The sequence below is a fragment of the Flavobacterium beibuense genome (assembly GCF_004151245.1).
Taxonomy (GTDB): domain Bacteria; phylum Bacteroidota; class Bacteroidia; order Flavobacteriales; family Flavobacteriaceae; genus Flavobacterium; species Flavobacterium beibuense_A.
In genome coordinates this window covers 39827-52649 of the sequence record NZ_JUIW01000006.1, presented here as the reverse complement: position 1 = coordinate 52649, position 12823 = coordinate 39827, and the positions used below count along the sequence as shown (strand labels likewise).

The window sequence follows — 12823 nt, the reverse complement described above, 5'->3', positions numbered from 1 at the left end:
AGATACAATGAGTTTATTCAATGTATACCCTATATACAATATAACTCCGGTAAAAGCACTGGGGGCAAAAGTTTGGGACGATAAAGGACAGGAATACCTTGATTTTTACGGAGGGCATGGCGTTATCTCTGCCGGGCATTCACACCCGCTTTATGTAAAAGCAGTGAGCGATCAGGTAGCCAAACTGGGCTTTTATTCCAACTCAATAGAAAATCCGTTACAGGAAGAACTGGGCAAAAAACTGGTAAACTTTTCAGGCTATCCTAACTATAGCCTTTTCCTTTGCAACTCAGGTGCAGAGGCTAACGAGAATGCTCTCAAACTGGCATCTTTTCATAATGGTAAAAAGAAAATCGTTGCTTTTAATAAAGCCTTTCACGGACGTACCTCTGCCTCAGTAGCTGCTACCGATAACCCATCGATAGTTGCTCCGATTAATGCAGGGCATGAAGTGGTTTTCCTTCCGCTTAATGATGAAGAAGCTTTAAAAACAGAACTGGCCAAGGGTGATGTTTGCTGTGTTATTATAGAAGGCATACAAGGCGTTGGCGGACTGGACGAGGGCACTACCTCTTTCTTTAAGGCTATAGAGAAAGCCTGCAACAATAATGCTGTGGTACTAATACTGGATGAAATACAGAGTGGTTATGGGCGTTCGGGGAAATTCTTCGCACACCAACATCACGACATAAAGCCGGATGTTATTACTATGGCAAAAGGTATGGGCAACGGATTCCCTATTGGCGGTATCCTTATCTCCCCTAAGTTTAAGGCATCCTTCGGTTTACTGGGAACCACTTTTGGTGGTAACCATCTTGCGTGTGCAGCAGCAACAGCTGTACTTGATGTTATTGAGCAGGAAAACCTTATGGATAACGTTAATGCAATGAGCTCCTATTTTAAGGAACAGTCTGCACTTATACCACAGGTTAAAAACATAAAAGGACGCGGACTCATGCTAGGGCTTGAGTTTGATTTTGACATAAACGAATTACGGAAAAAACTGATTTATAACGAGTTTATATTCACCGGTAGCGCATCTCAAAAAAATCTGTTGCGCATACTACCGCCACTGTCTATAAATAAGGAGGATATAGACCGCTTTTTTATCGGTCTTAAAAATGCATTAAAGGATTTATAAATTATTTTTCAATTAATTACAAAATGAAACACTTCACTTCGGTAGACGACATTCAGGATCTAAACGAACTGATTGCGTTAGCTAAAAACATAAAACAGGCACCATTTGCCAATAAAAAAATAGGGGAAAACAAGATCCTGGGACTATTGTTTTTTAACCCTAGCCTACGTACCAGGCTCAGTACACAAAAGGCAGCCCTTAATCTTGGCATGGATGCTATTGTGATGAATCTTAATACCGAAGGCTGGGCACTGGAGTTTGAAGATGGCGTAGTAATGGACGGCAATAAAGCCGAACACATTAAAGAAGCCGCACAGGTTGTATCGCAATACTGTGATATTATTGCCGTAAGGAGCTTCCCTACCCTTACCGATAAGGAGAAAGATGAGGAAGAGCAGGTAATTTCTGCCTTTAAAAAATATGCATCTGTTCCGGTAATAAGCCTCGAGGGCGCAACAGAACACCCTTTACAGACTGTAGCCGATGCCTTAACCATAGAGGAATACAAAACCGTAAAAAGGCCTAAAGTGGTACTTACATGGGCTCCTCACCCTAAAGCACTGCCGCATGCCGTACCTAATTCTTTCATTAAGGTGATGAAAAAAGCCGATGTTGATTTTGTTATCACGCATCCCGAAGGTTATGAGCTTAACCCTGAGTTTACCAAAGGGGTTACCATTATACACAATCAGGATGAGGCTTTTGCCGATGCCGACTTTATTTATGCCAAAAACTGGAGCAACTATATGGATTATGGGCAAATAACCTGTAAAGATCCGTCATGGACCGTAACAGCCGATAAGATGAAACTTACCAACGATGCAAAATTTATGCACTGTCTTCCGGTAAGGAGAAATATGATTGTTACTGATGAGGTATTGGACAGTGAAGCATCTATCGTTATAGCCGAAGCCAATAACAGGACGTATGCCGCACAAGCAATACTAACCAAAATTTTGGATCATGGAGAATAAACCAAAACTTACCATCGTTAAAATAGGTGGCAATGTAATTGACAGTGAACTGGAACTTAAGGCATTCCTTAAGGATTTTGCAGCACTAAGCGGTTACAAAATACTGGTACACGGTGGTGGTAAAATAGCAACCAAAATAGCCGAAGGCTTAGGCATTACACCTGTTTTTCATGAAGGCAGGAGAATTACCGATAAGCCTATGCTTGATGTGGCGGTGATGACCTATGCAGGGCTTATCAATAAAGATATAACCGCACAGTTACAGGCATTACAAAATAACGCCTTGGGCTTTACAGGAGCCGACGGTAACATGATACTTTCCGAAAAAAGGAAGAATGCGGCTGTCGATTTTGGCTGGGTAGGCGATATTGTTTCGGTTAACCATGAACTGGTAAAGGTATTGTTACTGCAAAATGTGGTTCCTGTGTTTTGTGCTATTACTCATGATGGCAAAGGGCAACTGCTTAACACCAATGCTGATACTATTGCCGGTGCTTTGGCTGTAGCCTGTAGTAACGATTTTGAGGTAAACCTGCTGTATTGCTTTGAGAAAAAAGGAGTGCTTAGCAATGCCGATGATAACAATTCGGTTATAAAAAAACTTACTTTTGATACATATACTCAATTACGAGAAGAAAAAGTAATCCATTCGGGTATGCTACCTAAACTGGAAAACTGTTATGATGCCCTTACTAAAGGGGTATCGACAGTATATATCGGCAGTCCCGAAATGATAAAACAGGGTGACACAACCTGTACACAGGTATCGCTCTAAAAAAAGTATTTATGAGTTTAAAAACAATCCATACCCTAACCGAAGAAGCAATTTCCCTGCTAAAATCGCTTATTGCCATTCCTTCCTTTTCATCAGAAGAAGAGAATACGGCAAAACTGATTGAGGCCTGGTTTGACAATAATAACATCCCTTTTAAGCGGGAAAACAATAATATATGGGCTTTCAATAAGCATTTTGCCGAAGGTAAGCCTACCCTGCTGCTTAATTCACACCATGATACCGTAAAGCCAAATCAGGCTTATACTTTAGATCCGTTTGAGGCTATTGAAAAAGAAGGCAAACTGTTTGGACTGGGCAGTAACGATGCGGGAGGTTGCCTGGTATCGCTAATGGCCGCCTTCACGTACTTTTATGAAGCCGAAAACCTTCCTTATAATATTGTGATGGTTGCCTCGGCAGAGGAAGAAAGCAGCGGATCAAACGGCCTTAACAGTGTACTGAAACATTTACCGAAGCTGGACTGTGCTATAGTGGGCGAACCTACCGAAATGCAGCTCGCCATAGCCGAAAAAGGATTACTGGTACTGGATGTAACCGTAACGGGAACTCCGGGGCATGCCGCACATCCTAATAACGATATGGCTATTTACAATACTTTTAAGGTTATGGAATGGTTTAGGGAATATACGTTCGAAAACATATCGCAAGTATTAGGTCCGGTTAAAATGACGGTTACCCAAATCAATGCAGGAAAACAACATAACGTGGTTCCGGCTGAGTGCAATCTGGTAGTGGATGTAAGGATAAACGATTGTTATACCAACCTGGAAGTTTTGGAAACCATAAAATCAGGTATAGAATCGGATAAGGTAAAGGTAAAGCCAAGATCGCTGCACCTAAATTCATCATCCATTGCAAAAGAGCATGCACTTGTACAGGCAGGAGTAACATTGGGCAGAACAACATATGGTTCCCCTACCCTTTCAGATCAGTCGGTACTAAGCTGTCAGTCGTTAAAACTGGGACCGGGACTATCGCTACGCTCACACTCGGCAGATGAGTTTATTTATATAAATGAAATTAAAGAAGGAATTGAACTGTACATAAAGATACTTTCCCAATTCCTTAATTATACCACCAAAACGGCTGATGAAGCCACATTAAAACAACAGTAATGAAACTTTGGGAAAAAGGCATACCAACAGATAAGAAAACCGACATATTTACCGTAGGCAATGACCGCGAACTGGATCTTGTACTGGCAGAATATGATGTTATCGGGTCTATGGCACATGCCAAAATGCTTGGAAAAACAGGATTATTAAACGACCAGGAAGTAAACGAACTGCTTACAGCCCTACAGGAAATACTTGCCGATATTAAGGCCGGAAACTTTGTTATTGAAGACAGCTTTGAAGATGTACACAGCAAGGTGGAATACCTGCTTACTGAAAAGGTAGGCGATGCCGGAAAAAAAATACACACGGCACGTTCCCGTAACGATCAGGTTTTAACCGATGTTCACTTATACCTAAAAGCGGAGCTTACAACGATAAAGCAACAGGTAAAGGAACTTTTTGATCTGCTTATGGCTATGGCAAATCAGTACCAAAACATACTGTTGCCGGGATATACACACCTGCAGGTGGCTATGCCATCATCATTCGGGATGTGGTTTTCTGCCTATGCCGAAAGTCTTATTGACGATGTTGTTATGCTGAATGCAGCCCTAACAGTAACCGACCAGAATCCATTAGGTTCGGCGGCAGGCTACGGCAGCTCTTTCCCTATAGACAGGATTTTTACCACAAACGAACTGGGCTTTGCTACATTAAAATACAATTCGGTGGCCGCACAAATGAGCCGTGGTAAAACCGAAAAGACCACTGCTTTTGCACTGGCATCGGTGGCAGGGACATTATCTAAACTGGCTATGGACATTTGCCTGTACCTGAGTCAGAATTTTAATTTTATAAGCCTGCCACAGCACTTAACCACTGGGTCGAGCATTATGCCGCATAAAAAGAACCCTGATATTTTTGAGCTTATACGTGGTAAGTGCAACAAAATACAGGCATTACCTTATGAACTTACCCTTATAACCAATAATTTACCAAGCGGTTACCATAGGGAATTCCAGTTGCTTAAAGAAGGGCTTTTCCCTGCTCTACAAACGTTGAAATCGTGTCTGGAAATGGCACATTATTCTATTAAGGAAATTAAGGTTAACAACAATATACTGAACGATAAAAAATATGATTACCTGTTTACAGTAGATGCCCTTAACGAACTGGTAGCTCAGGGTATACCTTTTAGGGATGCCTATAAAATTGTGGGCGAACAGGTAGAGAACGGCACGTTTATTTCGTCTAAAGCCACAAAACACACTCATGAGGGGAGTATAAACAACCTGTGCTTAGAGGAGATTATACAAAAAATGAAAAAAGTGGTTGAATAACCACTTTTTTCATTTTTTACACTATACCCTTTACAACACCTGCATCAATAGCACCATGTGAAGTATCGTAAACAGCCTTACCTTCTTTAATAACAATTAACTGAGGCGACTGGTGCATTACATCAAATCGTGTAGCGATTTCGTTAGAAATGTCCCTGTTAGATAAAAGGTCTAAAAAGTAAGGTTTAGCCTTATCGGTATCAATGGCATACTCCTGTTCAAACTGCTTTAAAGCCATACGACTAATGGCACAACGGGTACTGTGTTTAAAAATAATAACAGGTGTCTCCTTAGACTCCTCCACTATCTCGTCTAACTGTTTTATTTCTGTTAAATCATTCCACATTTGTGGATTAGAACCGCTAACTTTACTGTTAGAATCGCCGAATATCTTATCAAAAAAACTCATAATCGTCATGTTTTCAGACACTTTGTCTGTTTTAAAATTAGTTTTACAGCAAAAAACAGACATTTCGTCAGATTTTACTTATTGGAATATAAATTGAATAAAGCATATCAAATTTAAACAATTCGAATATGAACTTTAATAATTTTACCATAAAATCTCAGGAAGCCATACAAAGGGCGCAGCAAATTGCCCAAAGTTATGGCCATCAGCAAATTGAAAACGAGCACATTGTAAAAGCTATTCTTGAAGTAGATGAAAATGTGACTCCGTTCTTACTTAAAAAACTTAATGTAAACGTACAGTTGTTTCAGCAAATACTGGACAGCACGCTGCAAAGCTTCCCTAAAGTATCGGGTGGAGAAATGTCATTATCCCGTGACGCATCAACAGCCCTGACAGAAGCCTCAAACATTGCCCGTAAAATGAACGATGAGTTCGTTTCCATCGAACATTTGCTATTGGCAATCTTTAATTCAAAAAGCAAAGTAGCCCAAATACTAAAAGACCAGGGCGTTACCGAAAAAGGCCTTAAAGCAGCCATAGAGGAACTGCGTAAAGGAGAAAGGGTAACATCGGCCAGTGCCGAGGAAACCTATAACGCCTTAAACAAATACGCAAAAAACCTAAACCAGTTGGCTAATGATGGTAAACTGGATCCGGTAATTGGCCGTGATGAGGAAATACGCCGTGTACTTCAAATCCTTTCAAGGCGTACCAAGAACAACCCAATGCTTGTGGGTGAACCGGGTGTGGGTAAAACCGCTATTGCCGAAGGTTTGGCGCACCGAATCATTCAGGGTGATGTACCGGAAAACCTAAAAAATAAGGTAGTTTACTCACTAGATATGGGTGCGCTTATTGCAGGTGCAAAATATAAAGGTGAGTTTGAGGAAAGGCTTAAATCGGTTGTAAAAGAAGTAACCTCTGCCGAGGGTGATATCGTACTGTTTATAGACGAGATACACACCCTTGTAGGTGCCGGTGGCGGTGAGGGTGCTATGGATGCCGCAAACATCCTTAAGCCTGCTCTGGCGCGTGGTGAGCTAAGAGCCATAGGTGCAACTACTCTTGACGAGTATCAAAAATACTTCGAGAAAGACAAAGCACTGGAACGACGTTTCCAAAAGGTAATGGTAGATGAGCCGGATACCGAAAGTGCTATTTCGATACTTCGTGGTATTAAGGAAAAATATGAAGCCCACCACCAGGTACGTATTAAAGATGACGCCATTATAGCTGCTGTGGAACTTTCACAACGCTACATTACCAACCGTTTCCTTCCGGATAAGGCTATTGACCTTATGGACGAGGCTGCTTCTAAGCTGCGTATGGAAATCAATTCCAAACCGGAGGAACTGGATGTACTGGACCGTAAAATAATGCAGCTTGAAATTGAGATAGAAGCCATTAAGCGAGAAAACGACGAGACTAAACTAAAATCGTTAGGACTTGAACTGGCTAACCTTAAGGAAGAGCGCAACGAGATATATGCCCGCTGGAAAAGCGAAAAAGATATTGTAGACAACATTCAGGCTTCAAAAACAGACATTGAGAATTATAAGCTTGATGCCGAACGTGCCGAGCGTGAAGGTGACTACGGTAAAGTAGCCGAGCTTCGCTACGGAAAAATTAAAGAGGCACAGGAAAAGCTGGATGAAATGGAGAAACAGCTACAGGAAAGCCAAAAAGGAAACAGTCTTATAAAAGAGGAAGTTACCCATGAGGATATTGCCGAAGTAGTTGCCAAATGGACTGGTATACCTGTTACCAAAATGCTGCAGAGTGAGCGTGAAAAACTGCTTAATCTTGAAGATGAACTTCACAAACGTGTTGTAGGTCAGGAAGAAGCCATACAGGCTGTGAGTGATGCCGTAAGGCGTAGCCGTGCCGGATTACAGGACCAAAAGAAACCAATAGGTTCGTTCCTGTTCCTGGGTACAACAGGTGTTGGTAAAACAGAGCTTGCTAAAGCACTTGCCTCTTACCTGTTTGACGATGAAAATGCCATGACACGTATTGACATGAGCGAATATCAGGAGCGCCACAGCGTGAGCCGATTAGTAGGTGCGCCTCCGGGATATGTGGGTTATGATGAAGGCGGACAGCTTACCGAAGCCGTAAGGAGAAAGCCGTACAGTGTGGTATTGCTTGACGAAATTGAGAAAGCCCATCCTGATACCTTCAATATACTGTTACAGGTACTTGATGAAGGGCGCTTAACAGATAATAAAGGGCGCTTAGCCGACTTTAAGAATACTATCATTATAATGACCTCTAACATGGGTAGCGGCATTATACAGGAGAAATTTGAAAACCTAAAAGGGAGTATTGAAGCGGCTACAGAAGCAGCCAAAACCGAAGTGTTGGGATTACTGAAGCAAACCGTAAGGCCGGAGTTTATAAACCGTATAGATGATATAGTAATGTTTACTCCGCTGTCTGCTGATAACATAAAAGAGATTGTAAGTCTTCAGCTTAAATCGGTTACCAAACTTCTGGCTAAGCAAAACATTACGCTTGATGCCACACCGGAAGCCATTGATTACCTGTCTAAACGAGGTTACGATCCAGACTTTGGTGCACGTCCGGTAAAACGTGTAATACAAAAAGAAGTTATGAACGAACTGTCTAAGGAAATTCTTAGCGGTAAAGTTACTACAGACAGTATCATACTACTGGACAGCTTTGACGGCAAACTGGTTTTCAGAAATCAGACCGAGTTAGCTGATAAACAATAAGAAATAAACTTTTTAAATAAAAAAGGGACGCTTAAAGCGTCCCTTTTTGTTATTATAGGCTTAAGCGATAAACCTTATCTAAATCGTGATTATCACTCACGTTAACTTCAAGATCTTTTACAATACCCGAACCTACACCATATACCCATCCGTGAAGATGAAGTGACTGTCCGTTTTTCCATGCACCCTGAACGATTGATGTTTTAGCAAGGTCAAACACCTGCTCTTTTACATTTATCTCTACAAATGTATTAAAACGCTCATCTTCGTTTACTATAGAATCCAGGTATGTTTTGTGGTGACGGTAAACATCTTTTATGTGTCTGATCCAGTTATCAATCAAACCGATAGAAGCATTACCCATAGCCGCTTTTACACCACCACATCCGTAATGACCGCAAACAATTACGTGTTTTACCTTAAGTACGTTCACTGCATAATCAAGTACGCTAAGCATGTTCATATCCGAGTGAACAACCATATTAGCAATATTACGGTGTACAAAAACCTCTCCAGGTTGTGCTCCCACAATTTCATTTGCAGGTACGCGGCTATCACTACAGCCTATCCATAATAAGGGTGGAGACTGTCCGTCTGCTAATCTTGAGAAATACTCAGGATCATTATCTATTTTACTTTGTACCCAATTCCTGTTGTTCTCTAATAACTGTTTATAAAACTCGCTCATAATATCTTCGTAATTTATTTTCTGTGTTTTCTATTTTTATTCTGCCTTTTCTTTTTTGTTCTTCTTTCCGTGTTCAAAGAAAACATGTCCTTCGGTATTATCCAAATCGTACGCCTCTTTAAAACCTACTAATTTAACCCTAATATTATTCTCTTTTGCACGAATGTTGGTAAATTCTTTTATAAGATCCTGTACGTCATGGGCTATATAAACCGTGTCAGACGCATTTATAATTACTTTAGAATTTTCCGGTATATCGTTAAGGGTCGATTTTATCGCTGCCTTGTTAAGGAAAGAAACTTCCTGTGCAAGGTCTATATGTATTATATCTCCTTCTTCATATTCCTCTTTCCTAAAATGATAAGCCCTTTGCAGGTTACCTTTAAGAATAAATATGATACTTATTGCCATACCCAGTGCCACACCTTTAAGCAGATCTATAGCTACAACCGCAACCAATGTTGCTAAGAAAGGAATAAACTGATATTTGCCTTTTGCCCAAAAAAGCTTAAGCTTAGCCGGGTTAGCCAGTTTATAACCTATTAGGATAAGCACTGCTGCTAATGTTGCCAATGGGATTTTATTTAAAACCATTGGTATAGTCAATACACATATAAGTAACAGGAAACCGTGAATAACGGCAGACATTTTTGTTTTTGCTCCTGAGCTTGCATTTGCAGATGAACGCACTACTACAGATGTAATAGGTAATCCGCCAATGAAGCCGCTAATTATATTACCAATACCCTGTGCCTTAAGCTCCCTGTTGGTATCCGTATAACGCTTCTGTACATCCATTCTGTCGGAGGCCTCTATACATAAAAGCGTTTCAACAGAAGCCACAACAGTTATTGTTCCGGCACTAATCCAAACATTTTTGTTTGTAATTGCAGAAAAATCAGGGGTTACTATAAAGCCGGCAATATCACTAAAAGATTGTGGTACAGGCAGTGTAACAAGATGCTCACTGCTTAGTGCAAAATGGCTTCCGGTACTTATAAATATCTGATTAATTACAATTCCGGCAATTACAGCCACAAGTGCTCCCGGCAGTATCTTAAGCTTTTTAAGTGCCGGCACCTTATCCCAAATAACCAGAATAAGAAGCGATATAATTGTAATGATAACCGCTCCGCCTTCAAAACGCAACAGAATATCCGGAATATCAGAAAACGGATTTCCCCCGTCAAGCCTGAAAAGCGAGTCGCTACCGTCGTAAGTCTTGTCATATCCAACAGCATGTTCCATTTGCTTAATAATGATGATAACACCAATACCTGCAAGCATCCCTTCAATTACATTGGCCGGGATATAGTTTGAAATACTACCTGCCTTTAAAAACCCAAGAATAACCTGCAATACCCCCGAAAGGAAAACTGCAAGCAAAAAGGCCTCAAAAGAACCTAAGGTAGCAATTGCAGTTAATACAATAGCTATAAGCCCGGCAGCCGGACCCGATACACTTATATGAGAATTACTAAGGGAGCCTATTACAATACCCCCTACCACACCGGCAATAATTCCGGATAAAGGCGGAGCACCCGAAGCTAAGGCAATACCCAAACATAGGGGTAAAGCCACTAAAAAAACCACAAGACCTGATGGAAAATCAGCTTTAAGGTTGGCAAAAAGATTTGTCTTTTTTGTCATGACCGATAAGATATAATACAATTAATATGATTAAACACCTGTAAACACAAGCATTTAATGAGATGGCTGGCAATAGCAGCAATAATTGGATTATACGTTCTCGGGAGGAGGTGAAAAAATATCTCCAAAGGCATTAGTATGCCTTTGGAGATTTTTTGAGTTTATAACTTTAGATTTTTTTTCAAGTATAACAAGAGGAAGCTCAAACTCCATTTGGGGTCCGGCTTTTATCTCTTTTATCTCTTTGTGAATTTCTTCCTCATTAAGACTGTAAACCATAGAAATATCAGCATCATCATCTTCCATTAGGCTAATAATTGTAGGAGCCGAAAGGAAAGTGATAAATAAGAATAATACTATTTTTACAAGAAATTTCACTCTGCTAAAGTAACGATAAATTTTTAATCGTTCTAAATAATTACAGAAGCTTGTTGTTAAATTTCTTCTTCACTCCAAGCCTTCATCATCCAGATGGTTTTTTCCTGCTCAGTAATAAAGTCACTCATCATAGAGTTAGTACCTTCATCATTTATCTTATCTGTCTCATCAAGAATAACCCTTTCTATTTTAAGCAGGTCACTTAATGAGGTCATAATCAACTGAACAGCATCTACATCTTTAGAAACATTTTTACCTACTTCAAGCCTGTTGTTTTTAATATAATCCTCAAAAGTATGTAAAGGTGTTCCTCCAAGTGTAAGTACCCTTTCTGCTATCATATCTATTTTTAGCTGGGCATCATTATATAGTTCTTCAAATTTTACATGTAGGTCAAAAAAGCGCTTACCGCGAATATTCCAGTGTATCCCTCTAAGGTTTTGATAGTATACCTGAAAATTAGAAAGCAGTATATTAAGCTCTGCTGCAATCACTTCTGTTTCTTTTACCGGTAATCCCAGTATATTCGTGGCTTCTGCTTTTTTCTTTTTCGTTGTCATATCAAGTTTATTTAGTTATTTTTTGATTTTGCTTTCCTTCAAAGTTAAAAAAAATAACCCTAAAAAAATATAAGCGATATCGATGATTTTTATAATTTTATCATAAAAATCTATCGTAACACATCTATAACTATAAACAATGACTATAACACAACTCAACTATGTACTCGCTGTAGCCGAATACAAAAATTTTACCCTTGCAGCCGAAAAGAGTTTTGTAACCCAGCCTACCCTTAGTATGCAGATACAAAAACTGGAAGAAGAGCTTGATGTGCAAATTTTTGACCGCAGCAAAAAACCTATTCAGCTAACTGAAGTAGGCCAGCAGATAGTTACACAGGCTAAGAACATAGTAAATGAGTCGATAAGGATAAAAGACATTGTTGACCAACAGAAAGGCTATATAGGAGGAGAGTTTAAAATTGGTATCATCCCTACGGTTATGCCTACCCTTTTACCTATGTTCCTTACCAATTTTACCAATAAGTATCCGAAGGTAAATCTTATTATAGAGGAGCGCCCAACGGAAGAGATTATAAAAATGCTTAAAAGCGGACAACTGGATGCAGCCATAGCTGCTACTCCCCTTAATGAGGAAAGCATTAAGGAAGTGGTACTTTACTACGAACCTTTTGTAGCCTATGTACCGGAGAATAATCCTGCCTACCAAAAGAAAGAATTTAGTGTAGAAGATCTGGAAGCAAACCTTAGCAACATTCTACTGTTACAGGACGGCCATTGCTTCCGTAATAATGTACTTAACATCTGTAAAGCATCATCATCACCGGCAGAAAATCATTTTCAGGTAGAGAGCGGCAGTTTTGAAACCATGATAAAACTTGTGGACGAAGGACTTGGTATGACACTACTCCCTTATCTTCATACGGTAGATATGAGCGAAAAATCGACGGCTAAGCTGCGCCATTTCCCTGAACCGAGACCTTCAAGGGAAGTTAGTCTTATCTATTCTAAAAAGGAACTAAAATTACATATTATAGAAGCATTACGCACTACAATTTCCGGCGTAATAAGAGGAGCCATTGCTTTTCACAATGTAGAGATAACCAGTCCGGTTCATAAAAAATAAAGCA

The 12823-nt window shown here is 40.0% G+C and carries 12 protein-coding genes; 7 read left to right on the top strand and 5 right to left on the bottom strand.

Translation table 11 applies throughout. The features are described 5' to 3' along the window. The first annotated feature begins 7 nt into the window (after positions 1 to 7). Genes NU09_RS09170 through argH form a run of 5 tightly spaced genes read left to right on the top strand, consistent with a single transcriptional unit; the run spans position 8 to position 5309 of the window. Positions 8 to 1141 carry an aspartate aminotransferase family protein gene (locus NU09_RS09170; protein WP_129750987.1) on the top strand — a complete coding sequence of 378 codons (1134 nt, stop codon included), beginning with the start codon at positions 8 to 10 and terminating at the stop codon, positions 1139 to 1141. A 23-nt stretch (positions 1142 to 1164) separates the two neighbouring features. Further along, entirely contained in the window at positions 1165 to 2115 is a 951-nt protein-coding gene (locus NU09_RS09165; RefSeq protein WP_129750986.1) for an N-acetylornithine carbamoyltransferase, read from the top strand. After that, complete coding sequence (argB, locus tag NU09_RS09160) at positions 2105 to 2890, top strand: acetylglutamate kinase (RefSeq protein WP_129750985.1); 786 nt, start codon at positions 2105 to 2107, stop codon at positions 2888 to 2890. The genes NU09_RS09165 and argB overlap by 11 nt, the downstream gene beginning before the upstream one ends. 11 nt (positions 2891 to 2901) lie before the next feature. Then, positions 2902 to 4026 carry a M20 family metallo-hydrolase gene (locus NU09_RS09155; protein ID WP_129750984.1) on the top strand — a complete coding sequence of 375 codons (1125 nt, stop codon included), beginning with the start codon at positions 2902 to 2904 and terminating at the stop codon, positions 4024 to 4026. Continuing rightward, positions 4026 to 5309, top strand: coding sequence for an argininosuccinate lyase (gene argH / locus NU09_RS09150; RefSeq protein WP_129750983.1), 1284 nt, complete (start codon positions 4026 to 4028; stop codon positions 5307 to 5309). The genes NU09_RS09155 and argH overlap by 1 nt, the downstream gene beginning before the upstream one ends. Before the next feature lie 16 nt (positions 5310 to 5325). On the opposite strand, the gene ytxJ is transcribed toward argH, so the two are convergent. After that, positions 5326 to 5718, bottom strand: coding sequence for a bacillithiol system redox-active protein YtxJ (ytxJ, locus tag NU09_RS09145; RefSeq protein WP_129750982.1), 393 nt, complete (start codon positions 5716 to 5718; stop codon positions 5326 to 5328). 128 nt (positions 5719 to 5846) lie between these two features. Between ytxJ and clpB the strand changes: the two genes are divergently transcribed. Next, complete coding sequence (clpB, locus tag NU09_RS09140; RefSeq protein ID WP_129750981.1) at positions 5847 to 8456, top strand: ATP-dependent chaperone ClpB; 2610 nt, start codon at positions 5847 to 5849, stop codon at positions 8454 to 8456. A gap of 52 nt (positions 8457 to 8508) precedes the next feature. Here the strand turns inward: clpB and can are convergent, their stop codons facing one another. From can to NU09_RS09120, 4 genes are all read right to left on the bottom strand, one after another. Further along, complete coding sequence (can, locus tag NU09_RS09135; RefSeq protein WP_129750980.1) at positions 8509 to 9144, bottom strand: carbonate dehydratase; 636 nt, start codon at positions 9142 to 9144, stop codon at positions 8509 to 8511. A 36-nt stretch (positions 9145 to 9180) separates the two neighbouring features. Continuing rightward, on the bottom strand, positions 9181 to 10794 hold the full coding sequence (locus NU09_RS09130) for a SulP family inorganic anion transporter (protein ID WP_129750979.1): 1614 nt from the start codon (positions 10792 to 10794) through the stop codon (positions 9181 to 9183). A 90-nt stretch (positions 10795 to 10884) separates the two neighbouring features. After that, entirely contained in the window at positions 10885 to 11172 is a 288-nt protein-coding gene (locus NU09_RS09125; RefSeq protein ID WP_129750978.1) for a hypothetical protein, read from the bottom strand. A 56-nt stretch (positions 11173 to 11228) separates the two neighbouring features. Next, positions 11229 to 11732, bottom strand: coding sequence for a Dps family protein (locus tag NU09_RS09120; RefSeq protein ID WP_129750977.1), 504 nt, complete (start codon positions 11730 to 11732; stop codon positions 11229 to 11231). 139 nt (positions 11733 to 11871) lie between these two features. Here NU09_RS09120 and NU09_RS09115 point away from each other — a divergent pair, with 139 nt between their 5' ends. Next, positions 11872 to 12819 carry a LysR substrate-binding domain-containing protein gene (locus NU09_RS09115; RefSeq protein ID WP_129750976.1) on the top strand — a complete coding sequence of 316 codons (948 nt, stop codon included), beginning with the start codon at positions 11872 to 11874 and terminating at the stop codon, positions 12817 to 12819. Positions 12820 to 12823 lie beyond the last annotated feature (4 nt).

What these genes read in the sequence shown, in the direction of transcription:
- NU09_RS09170 (WP_129750987.1), top strand. Translation starts at nt 8, where the DNA reads ATGAGTTTATTCAATGTATACCCTATATACAATATAACTCCGGTAAAA.
- NU09_RS09165 (WP_129750986.1), top strand. Translation starts at nt 1,165, where the DNA reads ATGAAACACTTCACTTCGGTAGACGACATTCAGGATCTAAACGAACTG.
- argB (WP_129750985.1), top strand. Translation starts at nt 2,105, where the DNA reads ATGGAGAATAAACCAAAACTTACCATCGTTAAAATAGGTGGCAATGTA.
- NU09_RS09155 (WP_129750984.1), top strand. Translation starts at nt 2,902, where the DNA reads ATGAGTTTAAAAACAATCCATACCCTAACCGAAGAAGCAATTTCCCTG.
- argH (WP_129750983.1), top strand. Translation starts at nt 4,026, where the DNA reads ATGAAACTTTGGGAAAAAGGCATACCAACAGATAAGAAAACCGACATA.
- ytxJ (WP_129750982.1), bottom strand. Translation starts at nt 5,718, where the DNA reads ATGAGTTTTTTTGATAAGATATTCGGCGATTCTAACAGTAAAGTTAGC.
- clpB (WP_129750981.1), top strand. Translation starts at nt 5,847, where the DNA reads ATGAACTTTAATAATTTTACCATAAAATCTCAGGAAGCCATACAAAGG.
- can (WP_129750980.1), bottom strand. Translation starts at nt 9,144, where the DNA reads ATGAGCGAGTTTTATAAACAGTTATTAGAGAACAACAGGAATTGGGTA.
- NU09_RS09130 (WP_129750979.1), bottom strand. Translation starts at nt 10,794, where the DNA reads ATGACAAAAAAGACAAATCTTTTTGCCAACCTTAAAGCTGATTTTCCA.
- NU09_RS09120 (WP_129750977.1), bottom strand. Translation starts at nt 11,732, where the DNA reads ATGACAACGAAAAAGAAAAAAGCAGAAGCCACGAATATACTGGGATTA.
- NU09_RS09115 (WP_129750976.1), top strand. Translation starts at nt 11,872, where the DNA reads ATGACTATAACACAACTCAACTATGTACTCGCTGTAGCCGAATACAAA.